23 protein-coding genes and 1 pseudogene are annotated in these 24,034 nt (G+C 68.6%); 10 read left to right on the top strand and 14 right to left on the bottom strand.

Translation table 11 applies throughout. The annotated features are described in order from the left end of the window. Together IB268_RS08430 and IB268_RS08435 are read right to left on the bottom strand one after the other, a co-directional pair. A pseudogene (locus tag IB268_RS08430) lies at positions 1–307 on the bottom strand (Zn-dependent hydrolase); the annotation flags it as partial. Between the two features lie 26 nt (positions 308–333). Further along, positions 334–1,791 carry an MFS transporter gene (locus IB268_RS08435; protein ID WP_225591341.1) on the bottom strand — a complete coding sequence of 486 codons (1,458 nt, stop codon included), beginning with the start codon at positions 1,789–1,791 and terminating at the stop codon, positions 334–336. A gap of 161 nt (positions 1,792–1,952) precedes the next feature. On the opposite strand from IB268_RS08435, the gene IB268_RS08440 reads away from it, so the two are divergent. After that, entirely contained in the window at positions 1,953–2,831 is an 879-nt protein-coding gene (locus tag IB268_RS08440) for a LysR family transcriptional regulator (protein ID WP_119449099.1), read from the top strand. Here IB268_RS08440 and IB268_RS08445 read toward each other — a convergent pair. After that, positions 2,828–3,622, bottom strand: coding sequence for an enoyl-CoA hydratase/isomerase family protein (locus IB268_RS08445; RefSeq protein WP_192354088.1), 795 nt, complete (start codon positions 3,620–3,622; stop codon positions 2,828–2,830). The two genes, IB268_RS08440 and IB268_RS08445, sit on opposite strands and share 4 nt — an antisense overlap. A gap of 136 nt (positions 3,623–3,758) precedes the next feature. Between IB268_RS08445 and IB268_RS08450 the strand changes: the two genes are divergently transcribed. Beyond that, complete coding sequence (locus IB268_RS08450; protein WP_192354089.1) at positions 3,759–4,670, top strand: SDR family oxidoreductase; 912 nt, start codon at positions 3,759–3,761, stop codon at positions 4,668–4,670. Here the strand turns inward: IB268_RS08450 and IB268_RS08455 are convergent. Continuing rightward, the gene (locus IB268_RS08455) at positions 4,634–5,359 is read right to left on the bottom strand and encodes a TetR/AcrR family transcriptional regulator (RefSeq protein WP_125473651.1); all 726 of its coding nucleotides are present in this window, start codon (positions 5,357–5,359) and stop codon (positions 4,634–4,636) included. The genes IB268_RS08450 and IB268_RS08455 overlap by 37 nt on opposite strands. A gap of 123 nt (positions 5,360–5,482) precedes the next feature. On the opposite strand from IB268_RS08455, the gene IB268_RS08460 reads away from it, so the two are divergent. The 3 genes from IB268_RS08460 (at position 5,483) to IB268_RS08470 (ending at position 9,898) form a co-directional block, all read left to right on the top strand. Next, on the top strand, positions 5,483–7,105 hold the full coding sequence (locus tag IB268_RS08460) for an acyl-CoA synthetase (RefSeq protein ID WP_192354090.1): 1,623 nt from the start codon (positions 5,483–5,485) through the stop codon (positions 7,103–7,105). Between the two features lie 145 nt (positions 7,106–7,250). Beyond that, positions 7,251–9,107: a phosphoenolpyruvate carboxykinase (GTP) gene (locus IB268_RS08465; RefSeq protein ID WP_054459137.1), complete on the top strand. Its 1,857-nt coding sequence runs from the start codon at positions 7,251–7,253 to the stop codon at positions 9,105–9,107. Positions 9,108–9,268: 161 nt separating this feature from the next. Further along, positions 9,269–9,898: a bifunctional 2-polyprenyl-6-hydroxyphenol methylase/3-demethylubiquinol 3-O-methyltransferase UbiG gene (locus IB268_RS08470; protein ID WP_054459139.1), complete on the top strand. Its 630-nt coding sequence runs from the start codon at positions 9,269–9,271 to the stop codon at positions 9,896–9,898. A gap of 1 nt (position 9,899) precedes the next feature. On the opposite strand, the gene IB268_RS08475 is transcribed toward IB268_RS08470, so the two are convergent. The 7 genes from IB268_RS08475 to IB268_RS08505 all read right to left on the bottom strand — a co-directional run bounded on the left by IB268_RS08475 (position 9,900) and on the right by IB268_RS08505 (position 16,786). Then, positions 9,900–10,397, bottom strand: a complete 498-nt coding sequence (locus IB268_RS08475) for an ureidoglycolate lyase (RefSeq protein ID WP_175214413.1) — start codon at positions 10,395–10,397, stop codon at positions 9,900–9,902. Then, positions 10,397–11,131 (bottom strand): ABC transporter ATP-binding protein, encoded by a 735-nt coding sequence (locus IB268_RS08480; protein ID WP_192354091.1) that lies wholly within the window; start codon positions 11,129–11,131, stop codon positions 10,397–10,399. Before IB268_RS08480 ends, IB268_RS08475 begins: the two co-directional genes overlap by 1 nt. Further along, on the bottom strand, positions 11,124–11,861 hold the full coding sequence (locus IB268_RS08485; protein WP_054459145.1) for an ABC transporter ATP-binding protein: 738 nt from the start codon (positions 11,859–11,861) through the stop codon (positions 11,124–11,126). Before IB268_RS08485 ends, IB268_RS08480 begins: the two co-directional genes overlap by 8 nt. Continuing rightward, positions 11,861–12,841 carry a branched-chain amino acid ABC transporter permease gene (locus tag IB268_RS08490; protein WP_054459151.1) on the bottom strand — a complete coding sequence of 327 codons (981 nt, stop codon included), beginning with the start codon at positions 12,839–12,841 and terminating at the stop codon, positions 11,861–11,863. Before IB268_RS08490 ends, IB268_RS08485 begins: the two co-directional genes overlap by 1 nt. Before the next feature lie 2 nt (positions 12,842–12,843). Further along, positions 12,844–13,734: a branched-chain amino acid ABC transporter permease gene (locus IB268_RS08495; protein WP_054459153.1), complete on the bottom strand. Its 891-nt coding sequence runs from the start codon at positions 13,732–13,734 to the stop codon at positions 12,844–12,846. A gap of 109 nt (positions 13,735–13,843) precedes the next feature. Then, a complete protein-coding gene (locus IB268_RS08500; RefSeq protein WP_054459154.1) occupies positions 13,844–15,052 on the bottom strand; it encodes an ABC transporter substrate-binding protein in 1,209 nt (402 codons plus the stop codon). Positions 15,053–15,214: 162 nt separating this feature from the next. Further along, on the bottom strand, positions 15,215–16,786 hold the full coding sequence (locus IB268_RS08505; protein WP_192354092.1) for an amidase: 1,572 nt from the start codon (positions 16,784–16,786) through the stop codon (positions 15,215–15,217). 173 nt (positions 16,787–16,959) lie between these two features. On the opposite strand from IB268_RS08505, the gene IB268_RS08510 reads away from it, so the two are divergent. Next, a complete protein-coding gene (locus tag IB268_RS08510) occupies positions 16,960–17,649 on the top strand; it encodes a FadR/GntR family transcriptional regulator (protein WP_054459156.1) in 690 nt (229 codons plus the stop codon). Positions 17,650–17,655: 6 nt separating this feature from the next. Here IB268_RS08510 and IB268_RS08515 read toward each other — a convergent pair whose 3' ends face one another. From IB268_RS08515 to IB268_RS08525, 3 genes are read right to left on the bottom strand one after another with little or no spacing between them, the layout of a single operon-like run. Beyond that, positions 17,656–18,237: an amino acid synthesis family protein gene (locus tag IB268_RS08515; protein ID WP_054459160.1), complete on the bottom strand. Its 582-nt coding sequence runs from the start codon at positions 18,235–18,237 to the stop codon at positions 17,656–17,658. Positions 18,238–18,273: 36 nt separating this feature from the next. After that, complete coding sequence (locus IB268_RS08520) at positions 18,274–19,239, bottom strand: tripartite tricarboxylate transporter substrate binding protein (RefSeq protein ID WP_125473136.1); 966 nt, start codon at positions 19,237–19,239, stop codon at positions 18,274–18,276. A 42-nt stretch (positions 19,240–19,281) separates the two neighbouring features. Next, positions 19,282–20,190 (bottom strand): NAD(P)-dependent oxidoreductase, encoded by a 909-nt coding sequence (locus IB268_RS08525; RefSeq protein ID WP_192354093.1) that lies wholly within the window; start codon positions 20,188–20,190, stop codon positions 19,282–19,284. Between the two features lie 125 nt (positions 20,191–20,315). On the opposite strand from IB268_RS08525, the gene IB268_RS08530 reads away from it, so the two are divergent. From IB268_RS08530 to IB268_RS08545, 4 genes are all read left to right on the top strand, one after another. Next, positions 20,316–21,236 carry a LysR family transcriptional regulator gene (locus IB268_RS08530; RefSeq protein ID WP_175163806.1) on the top strand — a complete coding sequence of 307 codons (921 nt, stop codon included), beginning with the start codon at positions 20,316–20,318 and terminating at the stop codon, positions 21,234–21,236. A gap of 179 nt (positions 21,237–21,415) precedes the next feature. Further along, entirely contained in the window at positions 21,416–22,204 is a 789-nt protein-coding gene (locus tag IB268_RS08535; protein ID WP_192354094.1) for an SDR family oxidoreductase, read from the top strand. A gap of 20 nt (positions 22,205–22,224) precedes the next feature. Beyond that, positions 22,225–23,466, top strand: a complete 1,242-nt coding sequence (locus IB268_RS08540) for a styrene monooxygenase/indole monooxygenase family protein (protein WP_192354095.1) — start codon at positions 22,225–22,227, stop codon at positions 23,464–23,466. Continuing rightward, positions 23,463–23,990, top strand: a complete 528-nt coding sequence (locus tag IB268_RS08545) for a flavin reductase family protein (RefSeq protein ID WP_054459173.1) — start codon at positions 23,463–23,465, stop codon at positions 23,988–23,990. Before IB268_RS08540 ends, IB268_RS08545 begins: the two co-directional genes overlap by 4 nt. The last annotated feature ends 44 nt before the right edge of the window (positions 23,991–24,034 follow it).

Genomic DNA, 24,034 nt, shown 5'->3' on the forward strand with positions numbered 1-24,034 from the left:
CGGCCAGCACGCCGATGATGCCGTCGAAACGGCCCCCGGCCATCACGGTGTCGCAATGCGAGCCGGTGGCGATGGGCTTGCGCGCGGGATCGCGCCCGGCCAGCGTGCCTATCAGGTTGCCGCCGGCGTCCAGGCGGGTCGCCAGGCCCGCGGCCTCGAACTCGCTGCGCAGCCAGGCGCGGGCCTCGTCGAACAGCGGCGAGAATGCGCGGCGCGTCCAGGGGACGTCGGGCAGGGTGAAACGGGAAAGGGTTTCGACGCGGGCCCAGAGGCGCTCGGCGTTCAGGGGAGGAAAAGCGTGTGGCATGAGACTTCCTGAAAATACGCCAGGAATTATGGCATGCGTGCCTGCAAGGTCTGGCTGCGTGGCGCATCCAGGAATAGCGCCACCACCGCAGCGCAGGCCAGGGTGATAGCGATCAGCGCGTGCAGCAGTTGGCGGAAGGCGTCGTCATAAGCCTGGCGCAACAGGGCCGGGGCCGCGCCGGGCTGATGGACCAGGGCTTGCGCCATGTCGCCGGCTGCGAGGTATTGCGCGGCGGCGCCTGGATCCGCGCCGAGCCGGTGGGCGATCAAGAAGGTCAGCAAGGCGTTGACGCTGGCCAGCGCGATGCCTTCACCGGCTACGCGGGTGGTGCTGAAGATGCCGGCGGCCATGCCGGCGCGCTCGGGCGGCGCGACGCTCATGGACAGGCCGTCCATCAGGCCCCAGGGCAGGCCGGTGCCTGCGCCGATCAGCAGCATGGGCCAGAGTGCGGCCTGGGGCGCGTGTTCCACCCCGATGCGGCTGAGCCAGTACAGGCCCAGGGCTGCGGCCAGCAGGCCCAGCGCGCAACTGCGGCCCGCGCTCATCCAGCGCATGGTCCAGACGGCGACCGCCGGCATGAAGAGCAGCGGCGCGGACAGGGCCGCCATCGCCAATCCTGCGCTGGCTTCGCTGCGCCCCTCGATGCCGATGAAGCGGATCGGCAGCAACACCAGCAGCACCACATAGCAATAGCAGGTGGCTACGGGCAGCATCTGCACGCCGACAAAGCGCGGATAGCGCAGCAGCGTCAGGTCCAGCATCGGCCGGCGCACGCGGCGCTCGATCGCGACGAAGGCCAGCAGGCACAGCGCCGCAGCGGCCAGCAGCCTCCAGGCAAGCGCGGACGCGCCGCGCGCGGCAGGCATTTCCAGGATGCCCCAGGTCAAGAGCGCCAGCGCGCAGGTGAAGGCCAGGCTGCCCGCCCAGTCCAGCGGACCCGCTTGCGGGTCCCGCGATTCCTGCATCCGGGGCAGGGCGACGGCCAGCGCCAGCGCCCCGACGGCGGCGCTCGACAAGAAGACCGAGCGCCAGCCCAGGCTGTCGATCAGCAGGCCGGCCAGCATCGGCCCCAGCGCCAGGCCCGCGCCGAAACTGGCGCCGAGCAGGCCGAAGGCGCGGGTGCGCGCCGGACCAGGGCAGGCGTGCGCCAGGGACGCCGAACCGCCGGCCAGGGCTGCGGCGGCGCCCGCGCCTTGCAGCGCGCGCAGGCCGTCCAGCCAGGCCACAGTGGGTGCGAACGCCAGCGCAACCGATACCAGCGCGAACAAGGCCACGCCAGCCACGAACAAACGCTTGCGGCCATAGGCGTCGGCCAGCGTGCCTGCCGCCATCAGCAGGCTGCCGAAGCTCAGCATGAAGGCGTTGGTGATCCAGCCGAGCGCCAGGGCGTGGCCGCCCAGATCGCGGCCGATGGCGGGGGTGGCGATGGCGCCGCCGGAAAAGCTCAAGGGCAGGATCAGGGCGGCCGTGCAGACGGCAAGCATGGTCCAGCCAGGGGAAACGGGAACTGAGGTAGAGGAAGGCATCGACGAATCAGGTTGGAATAGCCGGGATAGGCGTCGATGAAGGATAAAATCGCGTCAATAAAACAAAAATGCCGCGTATTTCCTATCTAAGCGGATAAATATTCCTTAATGGAGCGGAAATGGACAGCCTGAGCGGAATACATGCCTTCGTCCATGCCGCGCAGCGCGGCAGCTACGTCGCGGCCGCCGAGCATCTGGGCCTGTCGGCCTCGGCGGTGGGCAAGAGCGTGGCGCGGCTGGAGGACAGGCTGGGCGTGCGCCTGCTCAACCGCAGTACGCGGCGCATCAGCCTGACCGAAGCGGGCGCGCTCTATCTGGAGCGCTGCTTGCGCATCGTGCACGAGCTGGATGAGGCTGAAGCCGAGGTGACGCAGGGGCGCGAAGCGCCGCGCGGGCGCTTGCGGGTCAGCGTGCCGGCCATCGGCTACCGCTTGTTGCTGCCGCTGCTGCCTGAATTCACCCGCCTTTATCCGGAGATCGAACTCGACCTGGACTTCAACGACCGCATCGTCGACGTGATCGGCGAGGGGCTGGACGCAGTGATACGCAGCGGGGACTTCGCTGACTCGCGCCTCAGGGCGCGGCCGCTGGGGCCGTATCGATTCGTGGTGGCGGGCGCGCCCGCCTATCTGGCCGCGCATGGCGCGCCGCGCACGCCGGACGACCTGGATGGCCACGCCAGGCTGGCCTATCGCTATCCGGGCTCGGGCCAGGCGCAGCACTGGCAGTTCCGCGACGGGCCACTCGCGCCGCAGCCCGCGGCGTTGACCTTCAATAGTGTCGAGGCGCTGATCGGCGCGGCACAGGCCGGGCTGGGTCTGGCCTACCTGCCGGACTTCGCGCTGCGGGCGGCTTTGGACGAAGGCAGGCTCATCACTGTGTTGGACGAGCACCTCGACGCTGGCGGCCGCTTTTCCGTGTTGTGGCCCGACAGCAGGCACCCGCTGCCCAAGCTGCGCGCCTTCGTCGATTTCCTGGCCGAGCGGCTGGGCGCCTAGCGCCTGAGGCGCCAGGAAGGTTCGCGCTTTTCCAGGAACGCGCCGACGCCTTCGCGCGCTTCGTCCGTGCTGCGCACGGCCGCGATGCGTTCCACTGTGTCGGCGATGAGGGCTGCGTCGATCTCCCGGCCGGCGAAATCGCGCACCAGCCGCTTGCTGGCCTGCACCGCGCCGGGGCCGTTGTCGCACAGGGCAAGGCACAGCGCCTCGGCGCGTTGCGCCAGGTCGGCCAGGGGGGCGACGTCGTGCACCAGGCCCAGCCGGAACGCGGTCGTGGCGTCGAAGCGCTCGGCGGTCAGGAAGTAGCGGTTGGCCGCGCGCTCGCCCATGGCGCGCAGCACATAGGGGCTGATGGTGGCGGGCAGCAGCCCCAGCCGTGTTTCCGAAAGGCAGAAGTGCGCGCTGTCCGCGGCGATGGCGATGTCGCAGGCCGACACCAGGCCCATGCCGCCGGCATAGGCGTCGCCGTTGACGCAGGCCACCACCGGCTTGGGGCAGGACCAGATCGCGTGCAGCATGCGGGCCAGCTTGGCCGCGTCGGCGCGGTTTTCGGCGTCGGTCAGCGTGGCCATCTTGCGCATCCAGTTCAGGTCGCCGCCGGCGCAGAAGGCCTTGCCCGCGCCCGTCAGCAGCAGCACGCGCACGGCGGGGTCGTCCACCGCGGCCTGCACTGCGCCGGTCAGGGCGGCGATCAGCGTGTCGTCGAACGCGTTGCGCATGTCGGGGCGGTTCAGCGTCAGGCGGGTGATGGGTCCGTCGTGGGCGATGTCCAGCGGGGCGGGCGTGGTCATTCCGGGTCTCCAGTTTTCTTGATTCAGGCTCAACAAAGCGGCGGGCTAGCGGTCAATTCTAGGTTGAAATTTCTGTTCCAGCCATCGAATCGGAACAAATATTGAGTTATCCTCAAAAAAAATAATGGAGCGAGACATGAGCCAGAAAGCAGGCGGCGTCGCCGCCGGCCAACGCTACGCGTCGGTATTCCGGCCGGCGCTGTATCAGGGCAAGACCATCGTCGTGACCGGGGGCGGCAGCGGGCTGGGCCGCTGCACCGCGCACGAGCTGGCGTCGCTGGGTGCGGGCCTGGCGCTGGTAGGGCGCAAGCTCGACAAGCTGCAGGCGGCGCAGGACGAAATCTGCCGGATCTACCCCGAGGCCAGCGGCCGCATCAGCCTGCACGCCTGCGACATCCGCGACGAGGCCGGCGTGCGCGGCGCGGTTGCCGATGCGCTGGCGCGGCACGGCGCCATCGACGGCCTGTTCAATTGCGCGGGCGGCCAGTTCCCGGCGCCGCTGGACCGCATCACCTACAACGGCTGGAACGCGGTAGTGCAGAACAATCTGCACGGCACCTTCCTGATGTCGCGCGAGGTCTACACCCAGCACATGCGCCAGCACGGCGGCGCCATCGTCAACATGCTGGCCGACATCTGGGGCGGCATGCCGGGCATGGGGCATTCGGGCGCGGCGCGCGCGGGCGTCTGGAACCTGACCGAAACCGCCGCCTGCGAATGGGCCCATGCAGGCGTGCGCGTCAACGCGGTGGCGCCGGGCTGGATCGCTTCCAGCGGCATGGACAGCTACGACGAGGACTACCGCGCCGTGCTGCGCGAATTGCGCACCAAGGTGCCGCTGCAGCGCTTCGGCACCGAGGCCGAGCTGGCGGCGGCGGTCGTGTTCCTGCTGTCGCCGGCCGCGGCCTTCATCAACGGCAGCGTCATCCGGGTGGATGGCGGCGTGCCCAATGCCCGCCATTCCTGGACCCTGGCGCCCGCCGAACGGGGCGAAGCCTACAACGGCTTTCCTCAGTACGAGCCGCCGTCCTTGTTTTCCGACGATTGAAGCCGATGCAGGGCGTCCCGCACTTCGCCGCGGAATTGCGCCAGCGCCAGGGCGTCCTGCGCGGGCGGCTGCAGCGCCTGCCACAGGAAGCCGACCAACTGGTCGGCGGTGGCGGCCACGTTCACCCGTGCGCCGCGCAGGATGGCGTCCCACAGCACATGCTCCATCGGCCCGTAGACGGCCGAGCGCAAGAGCCGCAGCGGCATGTCGCGGCGGATGTCGCCGTCGGCCTGGCCCTGGGCCAGGATGCCCATCAGCGGCGCGGTGTAGCGGCGCTGCAGGCCCGCGTAGACATCGCCGAAATCGTCGTTGCGCGCGCGCCCTTCGGACAGGATGAAGGCGCACAGCCCGGTGCCTTCGGCCAGCAGGTGGCGCAGGTGCGCATGCACCAGGAAATGCAGCCGGGCCCGCGCGCCGTGCACGTGGGGCAGGCTGTCCTCGACCTTGGCGATGATCTCGTCGTACCAGTCGCTGATCACCCGCACGCACAGTTCGCGCTTGCCGCCGAAATAAGTGAACACCGTGGCTTCGGACACGCCCAGGCGCTGCGCGATCTCGGTGGTGGTGGCCGCTTGGAAGCCGGCTTCGGAGAAGACCTGGCGGGCGACGCGCAGGATGTCGCGGATGCGCTGTTCGGATTTGGCGCTGGCCGGCGGTCGGCGCATCGGGACGGTGGCGGCTTTTTCCATGCGGGGGGAGTGGGCTGCGGGGGGACGGGGGCTTATTATTGAGCCAGGGTCAAGTTTGAGGCAAGACGTTACATCGCTGGCGCCGGGCGCCGGCGCGTTCGACAACAACATCAGAGACAAACCATGCTGTCCAGAGCCGATTCCTACGCGCAGCTCGCGTCCCAATTCCAATGGCAGGTGCCTGCGGCCTACAACATCGGCGTCGACGCCTGCGACAAATGGGCCGACGGCAGCGGCCGGCTGGCGCTGATCTACGAGCAGAGCGACGGCGCGCAATCGCGCTACACCTTTGATCAGATCAAGACGCTGTCCAACCGCCTGGCGCACAGCCTGGAGCGCCACGGCGTCAAGCGCGGCGACCGCGTTGCCGTCTACCTGCCGCAGGCGCCCGAAACGGCGGTAACCCATATCGCGGTCTACAAGATGGGCGCGGTGGCTGTGCCCTTGTTCACGCTGTTCGGCGTGGACGCGATCCAGTACCGCCTGGCCAACAGCGGCGCGGCCGCGCTGGTGACCGACGCCGAAGGCTGCCGCAAGCTGCGCGAGATTCGCGCCGGCCTGCCCGACCTGAAGGTGGTCTATTGCATCGACCAGGACTGCCCGGACGACGCCGTACCTTTTCACGCCGCGCTGGCCGCGGAATCCGAGGGCTACACGCCGGTGGCGACGGCGGCCGACGACCCGGCCGTCATCATCTATACTTCGGGCACCACCGGCAAGCCCAAGGGCGCGCTGCACGCGCACCGGGTGCTGCTGGGCCATCTGCCGGGCGTGGAGATGTCGCACGAATTCTTCCCTGAGAATGCCGCGCTGATGTGGACGCCGGCCGACTGGGCCTGGATCGGCGGCCTGCTGGACGTGCTGCTGCCGTCCTGGCACCACGGCGTGCCGGTGCTGGCGCGCCGCTTCGAGAAGTTCGACGGCGCCAGCGCCTTCGAGCTGATGGCGCGCCATGGCGTGACCCACACCTTCCTGCCACCCACCGCGCTGAAGATGATGCGCGGCGCCGAGCTGCCGGCCGGCGCCGGCGCGCTGGCGCTGCGCTCGGTCGCCAGCGGCGGCGAGTCGCTGGGGGCGGAACTCATAGACTGGGGCCGGCGCGTGCTGGGCGTGACCATCAACGAGTTCTACGGCCAGACCGAATGCAACATGCTGGTGTCGTCCTGCTCGTCCCTGTTCGACCCCTGCATCGGCGCCATCGGCCGCGCTGCGCCGGGCCACCGCGTCGCTATTGTGGATGAGCGGGGCGTCGAAGTGGCCGATGGACAGGAGGGCAACATCGGCGTATTGCGCCCGGATCCCGTCATGTTCCTGGGCTACTGGAACAACCCCGAGGCCACCGCCGAAAAGTTCGCGGGCGACTACCTGCTGACCGGCGACCAGGGCGTGCGCGACGCGCAGGGCTTCATCCGCTTCGTCGGCCGTAACGACGACGTCATCACCAGCGCCGGCTACCGCATCGGCCCCGGCCCCATCGAGGACTGCCTGATCGGCCACCCCGCCGTGCGCATGGCCGCGGTGGTGGGCGTGCCGGACGCCCAGCGCACCGAGATCGTGATGGCCTATGTGGTGCTGAACGAAGGTTATGCAGGGGATGACGCGTTGGTGAAGGAACTGCAGGCCCACGTGCGCAAGCGCCTGGCGGCCCACGAGTATCCGCGCGCGATCCGTTTTGTAACCAGTTTGCCGACCACCGCCACCGGCAAGATCATCCGCCGCGAGCTGCGCGACGGCAGCTACGCCTGACCGGTCTCAACCGGTGACAATGTCGTCCAAGAGGATGGGTTGACGGGCAGCCAGCCGCTGCAAGTATGATGGCGCAAATTGATACGGCCCCATGCCAATTGGGGCCGTATCACCATTAGCCTTACTAGTATGGAGATAAACCCCGATGAATAAGCCTTTGGATGGGGGATTGGCAGCCTTGAACGTGCCTGCCTATGTGAAGCACCGCGGCCTGATCGACTGGGTCGCCAGCTTTGTGGCGCTGGCCAAGCCGGACCAGGTCGTGTGGTGCGACGGTTCCCAGGAAGAATATGACCGGCTGTGCGAACAGATGGTCCAGGCGGGCACCATGCGCAGGCTGAACCCCGCCAAGCGGCCTAATTCCTTCCTGGCGTGCTCGGATCCTTCCGACGTCGCCCGCGTGGAGGACCGCACCTTCATTTGCTCCGATCGCGCCGAGGATGCCGGCCCGACCAACAACTGGGCCGAACCCGCCGCCATGCGCGAGACGCTCAACGGCCTGTTCGACGGCGCCATGCGCGGCCGCACGCTGTATGTCGTGCCGTTCTCGATGGGCCCGCTGGGTTCGGACATCGCGCACATCGGCGTGGAACTGTCCGACAGCCCCTACGTAGCCGTGAACATGCGCATCATGACGCGCATGGGAAAGCAGGTCTATGACGTGCTGGGCGCCGACGGCGACTTCGTGCCCTGTGTGCATTCGGTGGGCAAGCCGCTGGCCGCAGGCGAGGCCGACGTGGCCTGGCCGTGCAACCCGACCAAGTACATCGTCCACTTCCCCAAGACCCGCGAAATCTGGAGCTTCGGCTCGGGCTACGGCGGCAACGCGCTGCTGGGCAAGAAGTGCTTCGCGCTGCGCATCGCGTCCACCATGGGCCGCGACCAGGGCTGGCTGGCCGAACACATGCTGATCCTTGGCGTGACCTCGCCCAAGGGCCGCAAGTACCACGTGGCGGCCGCCTTCCCGTCGGCCTGCGGCAAGACCAACTTCGCCATGCTGATCCCGCCCCAAGGCATGGACGGCTGGAAGGTCACCACCATCGGCGACGACATCGCCTGGATCAAACCCGGCAAGGACGGTCGCCTGCACGCCATCAACCCGGAAGCCGGCTACTTCGGCGTGGCCCCGGGCACCAGCGAGCAGACCAACTTCAACGCCATGGCCACGCTCAAGGCCAACGTCATCTTCACCAACGTGGCGCTCACCGATGACGGCGACGTCTGGTGGGAAGGCATGACGGACGAGCCGCCGGCGCACCTGATCGACTGGCAGGGCCAGGACTGGACGCCCGCCATTGCGCGCGAAACCGGCCGCAAGGCGGCGCACCCGAACGCGCGCTTCACCGCGCCGGCTGCGCAATGCCCGTCCATCGACCCCGAATGGGAGAACCCCGAAGGCGTGGTCATCGACGCCTTCATCTTCGGTGGCCGCCGCTCCACCACCGTGCCGCTGGTCACCGAAGCCCGCAACTGGGTCGAAGGCGTCTACATGGCCGCCACCATGGGCTCGGAAACCACCGCAGCCGCTGCCGGCCAGCAGGGCGTGGTGCGCCGCGATCCCTTCGCCATGCTGCCGTTCTGCGGCTACAACATGAGCGACTACTTCAGCCACTGGCTGAAGCTGGGCAAACAGCTGGAAGCCGCCGGCGCCACCTTGCCGCGCATCTACTGCGTCAACTGGTTCCGCAAGGGTCCGGACGGCAAGTTCGTCTGGCCGGGGTTCGGCGACAACATGCGCGTGCTGCGCTGGATGCTGGGCCGCATCGACGGCCAGTCCAAGGGCGTGGACCAGGTGTTCGGCATTTCGCCGAGCTACCAGGACATCGACTGGACGGGCCTGGAGTTCAGCCCGGACAAGTTCGAGCAGGTCATGTCGGTGGACGCCGCCGCCTGGCGCGACGAACTGGCATTGCACCAGGAGCTCTTCGCCCAGCTCAAGCAGGGCCTGCCCGAAGACCTGCCGGCCACCAAGGCCAGCATCGAAGGCCGCCTGGCGGCCTGAGGCCGGGCGTCGTGAGGGTGTCTGGCGCTGGCGCTCGTCAGGCGTCTGACACCCCATGGGAAGCTTGCGCAGGTTGAGACGGATCCGCCCGGTTGCCAGACGGCCGGACGGAGCCGGCTTCCGGCACGGCCGCGTGCTGTTTTTTGCGGCACAATCACCCCATGAAACTCGACGCTGAAGACCTCGCCAAGATCAGTTCGCTGACCGTCGCGCACTACCAAGAGAACGCGGACTCGTTCGAGGCCGGCACGCGCGACCACGACGTCAGCCAGAACATCGCGGCGCTCCTGCGTCACATCGAAGGCGAACCTCCCTACGACATCCTGGATTTCGGCTGCGGGCCGGGCCGCGACCTGAAAACGTTCGCGGCCCTGGGCCATCGCGCGGTCGGCCTGGACGGCACGCCGCGCTTCGTCGAGATGGCGCGGCAGGCTACTGGCTGCGAGGTCTGGCAGCAGGACTTTCTGCGCCTTGCCCTGCCGCCGGCGCGCTTCGACGGCATCTTTGCCAACGCCGCCTTGTTCCACGTGCCTGGCCAGGAGCTGCCGCAAGTGCTGCGCGCCTTGCATGGCGCGCTCAAGCCGCGCGGTGTGCTGTTCAGCTCCAACCCGCGCGGCGGCAACCAGGAAGGCTGGAATCGCGGGCGCTATGGCGCCTACCATGACCTGGAAGGCTGGAGCGCGCTGCTGACGGCGGCCGGCTTCGAGGAACTTGAACACTACTACCGGCCGCAGGGCCTGCCGCGCGAGCAGCAGCCCTGGCTGGCCAGCGTCTGGCGGCGCACGGCGTAGTTCAGGCGGCCTGGATGGTCCAGGGCGCGTCCGGCAGATCGATCACTTCGCAATCCACCGTGGGGCCCGCGCGTTCCAGCACGGCGAATTCGCCGTCCGCCAGCGCCATCAACGGGTGGTGCCAGACATCCCGGCGCAGCGTGATGCCCACGCCCGCGCCCGCCATGAAGGCGCGCAGCGTGGCCAGGTCCGGCGCCTCTGCGCCCAGCGCAACCAACACCACATAAGGCGTGCCCGCCAGCGGCAGGAAGGTCTGGCTGCCCAGCCTGTGGCGTTCCAGGATGCGGGCGGCAAAGGGCAGGGCGATCGCCTGCGCGCGGAATACCGACAGCGATGGCCGGCCGCCCGCGTCCAGCAGATCGGGCTCGCCCATTTCCACGCGCAGCGAGGTACCCGCATTGATCGAGCGGCCGGCGCGGCCGGCGCTGCTGACGACCTCGCCATAGGGTGCGAACGCCGCAGCGGCCAGAGGCTGCGCTATCAGGGTGTGGGCAGCCATCAGAAATTGATCCCCAGCCATTCGCGCACCTGTTCATGCAGGTCGCCGGCAAAATCCTCGGGCGAGCCGGAGGCGGTGATTTCGCCCAGGCTCAGCACGTAGATGTGATTGGACATGGCCACCACGCGCCGCACGTTGTGGTCCACCAGCAGGATGCCCATGCCGGCGTCGGCGAAGGCGCGGATCCATTGGAAGACTTCGGCCGCCACGCGCGGCGCCAGCCCGATGCTGGGTTCGTCGATCAGGCAGACCTGCGGCTGCACCATATAGGCCTTGGCGAATTCCAGCGACTTCTGCTGGCCGCCGGACAGGTTGCCGGCCTGGTCCTTGAGCTTTTCCTTCAGCACCGGAAAGCGCTCCAGCGTTTCAGTAAAGCGCGGCTCCAGCACGTCGCCGTAGCGCTTGTGCCGGCCCTCCAGCGGCAGGCGCAGGTTCTCCTCCACCGTCAGGTAGGGGAACAGGCTGGATTCCTGCGGGATGTACCAGAGGCCGTCGTCGATCATGCGGTGCGGCGGCTGGCCCGAGATATCGCGTCCGGCGCGCGTGACGCGGCCGGACTTGGGTCGCAGGAAGCCGCAGATGGCTTTCATCAGCGTGGACTTGCCCGCGCCGTTCAGGCCGATCAGGCCGCTGATGCGGCCGGCCTGCACCGTGAGCGAGACGTTGCGCAGCACGTCGATGTCGCCCATGTAGCCCGCGGTCACGCCTTCCATGGCGAGCAGCGTGTCAGGCATGGTCCTGCTCCTCTTGTCCCGGTTCGCCCAGATAGGCTTCGATCACCGCGGGTTCGCGCAGCACCTGCTGCGTGGGGCCGTCGGCCAGCACGCGGCCGGCGTTCATGCACACCGAGCGCGCACACAGGTCCACCACCACCGGCATGTCGTGGCTGACCAGGATGAAGGTCTGGCCGCTCTGGTTGCGGCGGCGGATGAATTCCGACATGGTTTCCTTCATGACCGGGTGCACCGCGGCGAAGGGTTCGTCCAGCAGCGCGATGCGCGGCGGCGCCATAAAGCAGGCGCCGAACTCCAGCAGCTTTTTCTGCCCGCCCGACAGCTGCCCCGCGTCCAGGTGCATGACGTGGGTCAGCTTGAGCTCGTCCAGCAGTTCCAGCGCGCGGCGGCTGGCGGCCGCCTCGTCCAGGCCCATGGCCAGCCCGCATACGATCAGGTTGTCGTAGGCGCTTACCCGGTTGAAGACGCGGGTCATCTGGAACATGCGCAGCACGCCCAGCCGCGTCAGTCGCGTGGGGTTCAGCCCCATCACGCTGCGGCCGTCCAGCAGCACCTGGCCCGCGTCCGCCGCCAGGTGGCCGGACAGCACGTTGAGCAGGGTGGTCTTGCCGGAGCCGTTGGGGCCGATCAGCCCCAGCAGTTCGCCGTCGGCGACGTCCATGCCCGCGCCGTTCACGGCAAGCAGGCCGCCGAAACGCTTTTGTATTCCGGATATCTGCAGCAGTGGCATCAGGCCCCCCTGGCGCTGGCGCGGGCGTCGCCGGAGCGGCGCAGGATAGCGCGGCGCGCCAGGCCCCACAGCCCTTCACGGAAGAAGCGCGCGAAAATGATGACCAGCAGCGCGAACACGATCATCTGGATGTTGCCCGCGTCGCGCAGCAATTCCGACGCGACGTAGACCAGCACCGCGCCCAGGAGCGGCCCGACCAGCGTGCCCATTCCGCCGATCACCACCATGGCGATCACCATGCCGGTCTGCGTCACGATGCCGAGTTCCGGGCTGACCAGCTGCGCGAAGGTGCCGTACAGGCCGCCGGCAAAGCCGCAGATGGCGCAGCTGACCAGAAAGGCCAGCGTCTTGTAGCGCACCACGTCGATGCCGCGGCTGGCCGCGCCGATCTCGTCGTCGCGGATGGCCTGCAGGAAACGTCCCGGGCGCGCCCGCAGCAGCAGGAAGATCAGCAGCGTCACCGCCGCCAGCGCGGCTAGGAACAGGTAATAGTTGCCCACGCGGCTTTCCAGCAGCGCTGGCACGTGCAGCCCCTGGTCGCCCCGCGTGAAGTCAATGGAGTTGTAGATCACCAGGCGTACGATCTCGGCGAAGGACAGCGTGGTCAGCGCCAGGTAGGGGCCCGACAGCCGCAGCACGATGCGGCCCAGCACCAGGCCGATCAGCCCCGGCACCACCGCGGACAGCGGCAGGCCCAGCCACAGCGGCACCTTCCAGTGATAGGCCAGGAGACCGGTGGTGTAGCCGCCCAGCATGGCGAAGGCGGCCGGCGCCAGCGAGAACTGGCCGGCGTAGCCCGCCAGCAGGTTCCAGCCGCAAGCCAGCATGGCGAAGTACATGCTGACGATCAGCACGCCTAGCCAGTACGGCGAGGACACGCCCAGCGGCAGCAGCGCCAGCACGGCCAGGAACGCCAGCGACAGGCGCATTTCCTGGGTCAGCTTGTTGCGCAGCAGATTGGGATGGGCCAGCGGATCCATGTTCAGACCTCCCGCGCGCGTTCGCCGAACAGGCCCTTGGGCCGGAACAGCAGGATCAGGATCAGCAAGGCCAGGCCGAAGGTGTCGCGGTAGTCATAGGACAGGTAGACCGCGCCGAAGCTCTCCAGCACGCCCAGCGCCAGCGCCGCGACGATACTGCCGGGAATCGAGCCCATGCCGCCTATCACCACGATCACATAGGACTTGATGGCCGGAAACGCGCCCACGTCCGGCGCCGGATTGATGACCGGCGCCAGCAGCGCCCCGGCCAGCGCCGCCAGCACGCCGGAGGCCATGAAGATGATGCTGCTGGCGCGCGCGGTGTCGATGCCGGCAATAGAGGCGCCCAGCCGGTTCTGCGCTACCGCCTGCACCTGCCGGCCCCACAGCGAACGCTTGATGAAGAGCGCCAGCCCGATCAGCAGCACGATGGACAGGCCGGCAGTGATCAGCTTCTGCCCGCTCATCATGAAAGGACCGACCGCCATGCGCGTCACGTCCGACAGCGCCGGGCCGCGCATGGGGTAGGGGCCCACGACCTTGTCCACCAGGTTGATCAGCAGCAGCGACAGCCCGAAAGTGACCACCACCGCGTACTCGTCCTTCATCAGCCCCCAGGAGCCGTAGCCCGCGTACAGCGGACGCATCAGCCAGCGTTCCGTGGCCCAGCCCAGCAGCGCGCCGGCGGCGGCGGCCACGGGCAGCGCCAGCCACGGCGGCACGCCCAGGGCCAGCGAGACCAGGGTGTAGGTGTAGGCGCCTATCATGTAGAACTCGCCATGGGCGAAGTTCACGACCTTCAGGATGCCGAAGATCATGGTCAGGCCGACCGCCATCAGCGCGTAGTACAGGCCGATGATCAGGCCGTTGACGAACAGGTCCAATGCCAGCACTCGATTCTCCCTGGCGCCGGGGCGGGGCCCGGCGTGTTGCGGTCATGCTGTGGAGGCGATCCGGTACTTTTGCCGAGGGCGGCGCCCCCGCTTTGGGGGCGCATTCTCTTTATTTGGCTGGCTTGACCAGCTTTTCCACCTGCAGCGGCTGGCCGGTGGCCTGGATCAGCGTGGTCTTGCTCAGCGGCTGGTCGACTTCGGTCAACTGGTAGGTGACGTAGGGGATGTCGACCCACTGCTGGTAGGTGTAGCCCGGCTGCTGCGAGAAGCTGAACTTGCCGCGCACGCCTTCGAACTGCATGCCCTGCAGCGCCTTGATGATGGCGGCGCTGTCGGTGGACTTGGCCTCTTCGATCGCGCGGGCGATCAGGAGCACCGAGTCCGCGGCCTGGAAGATGAGGCGGTTGGGTTCGGTCTTGGCCTGCTTCTGGTAGGTGGCGGCCACGTCCATGCCTATCTGCGGCATGGGCATCTGCGGGTGGTACAGGCCGAAGGCCAGCATGTACTTGCCGGCTTCCTTTACGTTCTTCCAGAAGTCCGGATAGTCGGCGATGCCGGCGCCGTCGTAGAACCAGGTCTTGGCGCTGGGCGCCACGCCTTGTTCGTACAACTGGTTCATCAGGATGTAGGCGGCCGGCGGCAGCATGATGTTGACCACCAAGTCCGGCGGGCTTGCGCGCAACGGCAGCACGGCCGGCGTGAAGTCCTTGCCGGCGCGGTCCAGCGCCACGTACTTGTACTGGGTCTGCGGCGCGGCCTTCTTGAGGAATTCGCCCAACAGCTTGGCCTGGCCGATGCCGTAGTCGGTGTTCTCGGCGAAGGCGACCACGCTTTTGACCTTCAGCGCCGCGATGGTGTCGGCCATGGCGCTTGAGACGCGGGTGTTGTAGTTGGCCGGATTGAAGACTTCCGGATAGCCTTTGGCGCGCACGTCGTCGGACCAGCAGTTGGTGTTGACGTAGGGCACCTTGTAGCGGTGCGCGACCTCGATTTCGGCCAGGCAGACCGAGCTCTGGTGACCGCCAGTGACGGCTACTACCTTGTCGCGCGAGATCAGTTTCTCGGCCGCCGCGCGGCCCTTTTCCGGAATGCCCTGGTTGTCTTCGTAGATGATCTTCAGCGGCCGGCCCAGCACGCCGCCCTTGTCGTTGATCATCTTGGCGATGATTTCCACGCCGTCCTTCACCTGGGTGCCTTGCACCACCGACCCGGGCGGGGACTGCGCGATGCTCACGCCGATGACGACGGGATCGGCGCCATGGGCGGCGGAGGCGAGTACGACCGCGGATACGGCTGCGGCTAAGCGGAGCAGTTTCATCGTGGTTTCCTTCTGGAAAGGAGGTGCGGCGATGCCGCCGCTCGCGCAGGCGAGGCGTCGGCGGGCGGGAACTCTGCTCGTTTGTAATCCTGTAGTACCGGTCTGACCAGTTAGGGCTTACCAGCATCGGGCCGGCGTTGGCGCCGGCCCGGCAGGGGGGCGTCAGGCCGCCAGCAGGTTTTCGATGCGGGCGGCGGTATTCAGCACGCGCCAGTCGGCGCCGCGCGCGCCCGCGATCTGCAGCCCCAGCGGCAGGCCGTTGCGGCCGCTGCCGCAGGGCAGCGTCAGCGCCGGCATGCCGGTCAGGTTGAAGGGCATGGTGAGGCCTGTGACGGCCGTGTGCAGCGGCACTTCGCGGCCTGCGATGTTGACCGCGCCCGCACCGGAGCGCGGCGGCTCGATGCGCAGCGTGGGGGTGACCAGCACGTCCACCGACTGCATCGCCTGGTCGAACATGTGCGCCAGCGCGGCGCGGCCGCGCTGCGCCCGCGTGTACCAGGTGGCGGGGAAGAACTGGCCGATCTCCAGGCGCACGCGCACGTCGTCGCCCAGCGTCTCGGGCTGGTCGATCAGCCGGCGCCAGTGGATGTCGGTGGCTTCGCTGCACAGGGTGGCGAATTGCAGCGCCGCGCTGTGCTCGACGCCCGGCAGGTCCAGCGGCACCAGCGTGGCGCCGTCGGCCTGCATCCGCGCCAGGGCATGGTTGACCGCCTGCGCCACGTCCTCGGCCAGCGGGTCGTAGCAGTAATTGCGCGGCACGCCCACGCGCAGGCCGGTCAGCGCGCCGGCGCTGACGGTGCGTTCGGCCTGGCCCGACATGATGGAATAGGCCAGGGCGGCGTCGGCCACGCTGGCGGCGATGGGCCCAAGGTGGTCCAGGCTTGCGCCCAGCGCCTGCGCACCGTCGCGCGAGATGGCGTCGAAGGTGGGCTTGAAGCCGACCACGCCGCAGCAGGCGGCGGGGATGCGGATGGAGCCCGCGGTGTCGGTGCCGACGGCCAGGCGGACGATGCCGGCGGCCACCGCCGCGGCCGATCCGCCGCTGGAGCCGCCCGCGGTGTAGCCCGCCCCGCGGGGATTGCCGACCCAGCCGTAATGGGGATTTTCGCTGGTGATGCCGTAGGCCAGTTCGTGCAGGTTGGTCGTGCCCACCACCAGCGCGCCGGCTTCGCGCAGCCGCGCCACGGCCAGCGCGTCGTGCAGCGCGGGTGGCGGTTTCAGGCCGCCGCTGCCGTTGGTCTGGGGAAAGCCCGCGACCTGCATCAAGTCCTTGACGGCGATCGGCACGCCCATCAGCGGCATGGCCGCGCCTTCACGCAGCCGGCGCGCGGCGGCCGCCGCAGCGCCGTCCAGCGCCGGGGTGTCGGACAGGCTGATGAAGGCATTCAGGCCGGCCTGCTGCCGGGCCGCGGCCAGCGCGGCGCGGGCGGCGTCGGCGGCGCGCGCCGGGTCCTCGCGGCATTCACGGGCAATGGCGGCGATGCCGCGCGCATGGCGCGACACCGCGACGCCGCGGCCTGCCTGCGCGGCGGGCAGCCGTTCGGCGGGCGCAGCGGGCGGTGGCGCCAGGTAGCCCAGCTCGGCTTCCGGCGCCAGCGAGTCCAGCACGGTGAGTTCGGGCAGGTTGACGCGCAGCCGGTCCAGCCAGGCCTGGCGGCGTTCGGCATAGGGGTAGTCAGCCAGTCGGGCCATGGCGTCGACGGCGCGGGCGAATCGATCGTAGAGGTCGGTCATGAGCGGCGCTATGTACGAGAAAGTGCGTGGGGCCCGCGGCCATGCCGGGGCGCATTGCAGTACGGCTTTATCCTAACCGGTCAGACCAGTTGAATGTCATAATGCCCAGGCAGTATATGGCTGTCAACGCCAAACCGGGGGCGGCCGCGCACCCCTGCCTTGAGAATTCCGCGATGAACACCGTCGAACACATAGCCCAGCAGTTGCAGGCCCGCATCCGCCAGCGCGATTGGGCCGAGGCCGGCAAGCTGCCGGGGCAGCGCCAGCTGGCCGAGGAACTGGGCGTAAGCCGCGCCTCGCTGCGCGAGGCCATCACCATGCTGGAAGGGCTGGGACTGCTGCGCAGCGAAGCCGGCCGCGGCGTGTTCATCGCCCGGCCCGGCGAAAAAGGCCTGGGCAGCGCCTACGGCCGCTGGCGTTTCCAGGGCCGCTATGCCTTGCGTGATGTCTATCTGGTGCGCAACCAGCTGGAGGAGCTGGCAGCCGGCCTGGCCGCGGGCGTCGTCACCCAGGCGGGGCTGGCCCGCCTGCGCGCCACCATCACGCACATGGAACAGGCCGCCGACGCCGGCGACCTGGTGGCCATGTCGGAAGGCGACCGCGCCTTCCACGCCTGCCTGTACGAGATCGCCGGCAGCCCGATGTTGCTGGACCTGGCCGAGAACATCGCCGAAGTGGTGGACGGCAGCCGGCAGGTCGCGTTCGCCGATCCGGCGCGCGTGCGCGAGCCCATCTACGAACACGCGGCCATCATCGACGCGCTGGCTACCGGTTCGGCCGACGCCGCGCGGCGCGCCATGCGCGCCCACATCTGCAACGTGGCCGACCGCGCGGGCCTGTCGCTGACGATCCCGGGCGCCTGAGTCTCCCTACCGCTGTCCGTCGTGCACGGACACGGCTTCCTTGGTCAGCCCGCCCAGCCGCGAATGCACCCGGCCGCCCGTGCCCATGACCAGGGCGAACAGGATCTCGTTGGCGCGCGGCGCATCCTGGATGCCGATCTCGATGCTGTTGAAGTGGCTGCGCACATACGAAGCGTGGATGTAGTGCACCGGCACCATCATGCGGTAGCCGGCTACGGCCACGGCCTTGACGGCGGGCACCATGGCGCGGGGTTCGCCCAGCACGCTGCGCATGGCCCAGCCGCCGGCCTCGTGCCAGACCGCGCCGTGCTCCATTTCACCGTCCAGGCCGACGATGGCGGCCTTGCTGTAGACCTCGATCTGGTCCTTGCCGCCCAGCGTCTCGACCAGCTCGGTCGCCAGCAGCGTGCCCAGGCTGCGCAGTTCGGCCATGAAGGGCATCAGATCCGGCTCGTAGCGGCCAGCGTAGGGATTGCGGATGACGGCGCAGGACGCCGCCAGCTTGAGTGGCCTCTCGGGCGCCGGGCCGTTCTCGTGGTAGGTGGTCTCGAGGATGAGGCAGCGTTTGCGGATATCGATCAGCGACATGCGGGGAATTCCTGGTAGCAGTTGAAAGAGGAGGTTCTATTGCGGCGGAATGCCGGTTTCCTTGACGATGGCCGCCCATTTGTCGATCTCGGCGCGTACGAAGCCGCCGAATTCGGCCGGGGTCTGCTGCTTGACGGTCAGGCCCTGGCGCTCATAGGTCTGCTTGAGTTCGCTGTTGGCCAGGGCCTTGCCCAGCGATTGCGACAGGCGTTCCACCACGGGCGCGGGCAGGCCGGCCGGACCCATCAAGCCGAACCACACGGTCAGATCGAAGCCGGCGGCGCCGGTTTCATTGAGCGTGGGGATGTCCGGCGCCAGCGGAAAGCGTTCGGGAGTGCTGACCCCGTAGGTCTTGACCTTGCCGGCGCGCGCCTGCTGCAGGCCGTTGGCCAGATCGGTGAACGTGAGGTCGACGGTGCCGCCGATGACGTCGGTGAGCGCCTGCGGACCGCCGCGGTAGGGCACCGGCGTAACGTTGATCTTGCCCATGGACGCCAGCTTGGCGCCGAACACCTGCGCGCTGCCCGAGCCGTAGGCATAGGTCAGCTTGCCGGGATGCTGGGCGCCATAGGCAAACAGATCGGATACCTTGCTGCCCGGCATGCGCGGCGAACCCACCAGCAGATAGGGCGTTTCGGCGACGGCGCCGATGGGCGCGAGGTCGGTGGCGGGGTTGTAGGGCAGGTCCTTGAACAGGCTCACGCCGCTGGCCGCCGTGGACACGCCCACCACCACCAGGGTGTAGCCGTCGGGCTTGGCGCGGGCCACGTCATGGGTGCCGATGATGCCGTTGGCGCCGGGCTTGTTTTCCACCACTACCGGCTGGCCAAGATCGTCGGCCATGGCTTTGCCCAGGCTGCGGGCCACCACGTCGGTGATGCTGCCTGGCGGAAAGGGTACGACCATGCGGATGGGATGGTCGGGGTAGCCCGCGGCGCCGGCGGGCGCGAGCGGGGCGCCCAGCACCAGCGCCAGCGCAAGCGCGGCGGCGGATCGTTTCATGCTTGTCTCCTGTGGATCTCGTTATCGTTGGCGTCCGGCGCTTCAGGCGGGAGCCGGGGTTTCCAGGCGCTGCAGATAGCGGTGGATCTCGGTGTTGTCCACGCCGGCCGGCATGTCTGCAAGCGCGCGCTGCCATAGCGCCGTGCACAGCGACAGCTGCGAGGCCGGAACGCCGGCCAGGGCCTGCAGCGCATCGGCGGTGCGCAGGTCCTTGGCCATCAGCGCCAGGGCAAAGCCGCCGTTGTAGGTGCCGGGCACGATGAACTGGCGCAGCTTGGTTTCGGTGGCGACGTTGCGGCCGCTGGAGGCGTTGAGCACATCGGTGAACACTTCCAGGTCCAGGTCCATGCGCTGCGCGATCAAGAGCGCTTCGCTGGCCGCCAGCAGGCCGGCCGCGTAGACGTAGTTGTTCAGCGCCTTCATCGCATGGGCGGAGCCCACGGCGCCGGTGTGGATGAGGGACGCGCCCATGCGCGAGAGCAGGGGACGCACCCGCGCCAGGCCGTCGGCATCGGCGCCCACCATGATGGCCAGCGTGCCAGCGGCCGCCTTGGCCACCGCGCCCGACACCGGCGCGTCGATGAGCGTCACGCCCGCCGCGCGCAACAGCGGCGCCAGCCGCAGCGTTTCGGCCGGGTTGGACGAGCCCATGTCCAGCAGCACGGAGCCTGGGCGCATCACGCCCGCCAGCCCGTGCTCGCCTTCGATCACCGCGTTGGTGATGGCGCTGTCGGGCAGCATGGTGATGACCACGTCGCAGGCGGCCAGCGCCGATAGGCCGGCGGCCGGCTTGAGCGTCTGGTTCCAGGCGGGGTGGTCCGCCAGGCGCTCCAGGCGCGCGGGGTCGCGGTCATACGCCAGGATGTTGTAGCGCTCCTCGCCGCGGGCGAGGTTTTCCAGCATGGGCAGACCCATCATGCCCAGGCCCACGAATCCTACTGTGAGAGTCATGCATTCCCTTTATCGAATCGTCCTGGAAAGCGCGCCAGGAGCCATCTGGGATGCTAATGAAAGCGCCATTTCAGCGCTTATGCTAAGTTGGCCAGGGGTTATAACAAACGATTATCGGGTCAGCCATGCGATTCAAACTCAGGCAGATGGAAGCGTTCCGGGCGGTGATGCTGACCGGTTCCATGAATGGCGCGGCCAAGCTGCTGTTCGTGTCGCAGCCCGCGGTCAGCCGTCTCATCGCCCATACCGAGCAAAGCCTGGGCCTGCAGCTGTTCGAGCGCGACAAGGGCAAGCTCACGCCCACCCCTGAAGCGCAGCGCCTGTTCCAGGAAGTGGGACCGCTGTTCGACGAGGCCCTGCGCATCGACGAACTGGCGCGCGACCTGGCCGAGCGGCCGGAGGGCGCGTTGACCCTGTGTTCCAGCCCCAGCCTGGCGCTGAACTTCGTGCCGCCGGTGATCGCGCAGTACATGGAGCTCTATCCCGACGTCAGGCTCAAGTTCCACACCACGCTGCTGTCCGACATGGCGCATGAGCTGTTGGGACGCAAGGCGGAACTGGCCGTGTCGGTGCTGCCGATAGACCATCCCAATCTGGTCGTGGAGCCGCTGGCCACGGGCGAGATGGTCTGCATCCTGCCGCAAGGCCATCCGCTGGCCGCAAGGCGGGCAGTCAGCCTGGCCGAGCTGGCCGAGTGCCGGCTGATCCTCTACAACCGCAACATCCCGTTCGGGCAGTTGGTGGCAGCGGCCTTCCAGCGCGCTGGCGTCAGCTGGAATCCGGCCGTGGAAATCGTGCGCGCCGAGCTGGCCTGCGCCCTGGTCCGGGTCGGCGCGGGCGTGGCCATCGTCGACGAGTTCTCGGTCGGGCAGCAGGGTTGGCCCGGCGTGGTGACGCGGCCGCTGCGCGAGTCCATCCCGCTGTCGCTGAGCCTGGTGCGTTCGCGATTCGAGCGCCCCAGCCGCCAGGTGCAGCGCTTCGTGCGCCTGATCAAGGAGCATGCGCGGACCTCGCGCAAGCCGGGCCGCGCCCGGCCAGCGGCGTAGCCGGCATCCGCAGGGAACGGACAGCCGGCGCATTTTCCGGACACGCCTGTTGGACCTGGCGCAAGCTTGCCTCGAATAAGCGCAGTTTGCGGATAGCGTCGGCCGGATCCGGCTAACGCGGGCCAGGCGCGCCACGCCAGTATTCGCCTCACTCAATCAGCCAACGGCGAGGTGATGCGATGAAGGGTCTGGACAATAAAGTGGCCATCGTGACCGGCGGCGCCACGCTGATCGGCGCGGGCGTGGTCGCCACGCTGCGCGCCTACGGCATGCGTGTGGCGCTGTTCGATATCGACGCGGCCGGCGGCGAACGCGTGGCCGCGGCCGATCCGGCCGGCACGCGCTTCTGGCCGGTGGACATTGCCGACGACGCGCAACTGGAGCGCGGCGTGGCCGACGCCGCGGCGCATTTTGGCCGCATCGATTTCCTGGTCAACCTGGCCGCGACCTATCTGGACGACGGCGCCGCATCGGGCCGCGCCGATTGGCTGCGCGCGCTCGACGTGAACGTGGTCAGCGCCGTGATGGTCGCGCGCGCGGTCCATCCCCATCTGCTGGCCGCTGGCGGCGGGGCCATCGTCAATTTCACCAGCATTTCGTCGCGCGTCGCGCAGACCGGGCGCTGGCTCTATCCGGTGTCCAAGGCGGCGCTGCTGCAAGTCACCCGCAACATGGCGATGGACTATGCCGCCGACGGCATCCGCGTCAACTCCGTGTCGCCAGGCTGGACCTGGTCGCGCGTGATGGACGAGCTGACGCAGGGCGACCGCGCCAAGACCGACCGGGTGGCCGCGGACTACCACCTGCTGGGCCGCGCCGGCGATCCGGCCGAAGTGGCCGAGGTGGTCGCCTTCCTGCTCTCAGACCATGCCAGCTTCGTCACCGGCGCCGACTACGCGGTGGACGGCGGCTATTCCGCCATGGGTCCCGAACAGGCCAAGCCCGCGATTCCGCGCCTGGCCGCCTAGCCAAACAAAGGAGAACAAACATGCGTCGAATCGCGATCGTGGGTGGAGGGCAGGCCGGCCTGCCCCTGGCGTTGGGACTGCTGGAAAAAGGTTATGAGGTGACCGTCGTCACCAACCGCGAACCGGACGACATCCGCCGCGGCAAAGTGATGTCCAGCCAGTGCATGTTCGATGCCTCGCTGCAGATCGAGCGTGACCTGGGCCTGAACCAGTGGGAGGCGGAATGCCCGACCGTCGACGGCATCGGCCTGGCGATCCCGCATCCGGAGCGGCCCGGCCACAAGCTGATCGATTGGGTGGCGCGCCTGGACCGGCCCGCGCAGGCGGTGGACCAGCGCATCAAGATGCCGGCCTGGATGGAGCTGTTCGCGGCGCGCGGCGGCAGGCTGCTGATCCAGGACGGCGGCGTGGCCGAACTGGAACTGCTGGCCGCCTCGCACGACCTGGTGCTGCTGGCCGCGGGCAAGGGCGAGGTGGTCAAGCTGTTCGAGCGCGACGCGCTGCGCTCGCGCTTCGACCGGCCGCAGCGCGCGCTGGCGCTGACCTATGTGCACGGCATGCGCCCGGCGCCGGATCATTCTCGCGTCGCCTTCAACCTGATTCCGGGCGTGGGCGAGTACTTCGTGTTCCCGGCGCTGACCATCAGCGGTCCCTGCGAGATCATGGTGTTCGAGGGCGTGCCTGGCGGGCCGATGGATTGCTGGCGCGACATCAAGTCGCCGCAGGAGCATCTGGCGCAAAGCCTGCATATCCTGCACAGCTATCTGCCCTGGGAGGCCGAGCGCTGCAGCGCGGTGGAGCTGACCGACGCCAACGGCATCCTGGCCGGTAGCTTCGCGCCCACGGTGCGCAAGCCGGTGCTGACCCTGCCGTCGGGCCGGCTGGTGTTCGGCCTGGGCGATGCGGTGGTGACCAACGACCCTATCACGGGGCAGGGCTCGAACAACGCCACCAAGGCCTGCGCCGTGTACCTGGACGCCATTCTGGCGCATGGCGACGCTACGTTCACGGCCGAATGGATGCAGCGCACCTTCGAACGCTTCTGGGACTACGCAGGCGCGGTGGTGGAATGGACCAACTCCATGCTGCTGCCGCCGGCGCCGCACCTGCTCAAATTGCTGCAGGCCGCGGACCTCACGCCGGCGATCGCCAGCACCATCGCCAACGGCTTCAACCATCCGCCGTCGCTGTACCCCTGGTGGGGCGACGCCACGGCCTGCGAGGCTTTCATCGCGGCGCAGCCGGCGCGGGCGGCGGCATGAAGCCCGATTGCGCAGCGGGCCTGCCCCTGGACTGGGGCTGCACCGATCTGCATCCCAAGGTCCTGCGCGGCGTGTTAGGCAGCTATCCGACCGGTGTGGCCATCGTCGCCACGCGCTGTCCGGACGGCCGCCGGGTCGGGCTCACCATCAACTCCTTCGCCTCGCTGTCGCTGGACCCGCCGCTGGTGTTGTGGAGCCTGGTGAACCATTCGCCCAACCTGGCGGCGTTCCGCGATTGCAGCCACTTCACCATCAGCGTGCTGGCCTGCGGCCAGGAAGAGTTGGCGCTGCGTTTTGCCAGTTCTTCTGTTCCGGACAAGTTCGCGGGAGCGCCCGTGCACGACGTGCCGGAAGGCGTGCCCGCCATCGAAGGGGCGGTGGCCACCCTGGTCTGCGCCAACGACCAGCAAAGCCCCGCGGGCGATCACCTGCTGCTGTTCGGCCGGGTGCTGCGCGTGGCCAGCGTGACGGCCACGCCGTTGGTGTTCCATGCAGGGCGCTTCACTGCGTTGAGCGCCGCATAGGGCTCGCACGCGATTCCTTTCAATGTCCACGGGCCCGGGCGGCC

This window comes from Achromobacter sp. ACM01 (genome assembly GCF_014851745.1).
Lineage (GTDB): Bacteria > Pseudomonadota > Gammaproteobacteria > Burkholderiales > Burkholderiaceae_B > Achromobacter > Achromobacter aegrifaciens.

Excerpts from the sequence above, each read along its gene's own strand:
- IB268_RS08435 (WP_225591341.1), bottom strand. The coding sequence starts at position 1,791 with ATGCTTGCCGTCTGCACGGCCGCCCTGATCCTGCCCTTGAGCTTTTCC.
- IB268_RS08440 (WP_119449099.1), top strand. The coding sequence starts at position 1,953 with ATGGACAGCCTGAGCGGAATACATGCCTTCGTCCATGCCGCGCAGCGC.
- IB268_RS08445 (WP_192354088.1), bottom strand. The coding sequence starts at position 3,622 with ATGACCACGCCCGCCCCGCTGGACATCGCCCACGACGGACCCATCACC.
- IB268_RS08450 (WP_192354089.1), top strand. The coding sequence starts at position 3,759 with ATGAGCCAGAAAGCAGGCGGCGTCGCCGCCGGCCAACGCTACGCGTCG.
- IB268_RS08455 (WP_125473651.1), bottom strand. The coding sequence starts at position 5,359 with ATGGAAAAAGCCGCCACCGTCCCGATGCGCCGACCGCCGGCCAGCGCC.
- IB268_RS08460 (WP_192354090.1), top strand. The coding sequence starts at position 5,483 with ATGCTGTCCAGAGCCGATTCCTACGCGCAGCTCGCGTCCCAATTCCAA.
- IB268_RS08465 (WP_054459137.1), top strand. The coding sequence starts at position 7,251 with ATGAATAAGCCTTTGGATGGGGGATTGGCAGCCTTGAACGTGCCTGCC.
- IB268_RS08470 (WP_054459139.1), top strand. The coding sequence starts at position 9,269 with ATGAAACTCGACGCTGAAGACCTCGCCAAGATCAGTTCGCTGACCGTC.
- IB268_RS08475 (WP_175214413.1), bottom strand. The coding sequence starts at position 10,397 with ATGGCTGCCCACACCCTGATAGCGCAGCCTCTGGCCGCTGCGGCGTTC.
- IB268_RS08480 (WP_192354091.1), bottom strand. The coding sequence starts at position 11,131 with ATGCCTGACACGCTGCTCGCCATGGAAGGCGTGACCGCGGGCTACATG.
- IB268_RS08485 (WP_054459145.1), bottom strand. The coding sequence starts at position 11,861 with ATGCCACTGCTGCAGATATCCGGAATACAAAAGCGTTTCGGCGGCCTG.
- IB268_RS08490 (WP_054459151.1), bottom strand. The coding sequence starts at position 12,841 with ATGGATCCGCTGGCCCATCCCAATCTGCTGCGCAACAAGCTGACCCAG.
- IB268_RS08500 (WP_054459154.1), bottom strand. The coding sequence starts at position 15,052 with ATGAAACTGCTCCGCTTAGCCGCAGCCGTATCCGCGGTCGTACTCGCC.
- IB268_RS08505 (WP_192354092.1), bottom strand. The coding sequence starts at position 16,786 with ATGACCGACCTCTACGATCGATTCGCCCGCGCCGTCGACGCCATGGCC.
- IB268_RS08510 (WP_054459156.1), top strand. The coding sequence starts at position 16,960 with ATGAACACCGTCGAACACATAGCCCAGCAGTTGCAGGCCCGCATCCGC.
- IB268_RS08515 (WP_054459160.1), bottom strand. The coding sequence starts at position 18,237 with ATGTCGCTGATCGATATCCGCAAACGCTGCCTCATCCTCGAGACCACC.
- IB268_RS08520 (WP_125473136.1), bottom strand. The coding sequence starts at position 19,239 with ATGAAACGATCCGCCGCCGCGCTTGCGCTGGCGCTGGTGCTGGGCGCC.
- IB268_RS08525 (WP_192354093.1), bottom strand. The coding sequence starts at position 20,190 with ATGACTCTCACAGTAGGATTCGTGGGCCTGGGCATGATGGGTCTGCCC.
- IB268_RS08530 (WP_175163806.1), top strand. The coding sequence starts at position 20,316 with ATGCGATTCAAACTCAGGCAGATGGAAGCGTTCCGGGCGGTGATGCTG.
- IB268_RS08535 (WP_192354094.1), top strand. The coding sequence starts at position 21,416 with ATGAAGGGTCTGGACAATAAAGTGGCCATCGTGACCGGCGGCGCCACG.
- IB268_RS08540 (WP_192354095.1), top strand. The coding sequence starts at position 22,225 with ATGCGTCGAATCGCGATCGTGGGTGGAGGGCAGGCCGGCCTGCCCCTG.
- IB268_RS08545 (WP_054459173.1), top strand. The coding sequence starts at position 23,463 with ATGAAGCCCGATTGCGCAGCGGGCCTGCCCCTGGACTGGGGCTGCACC.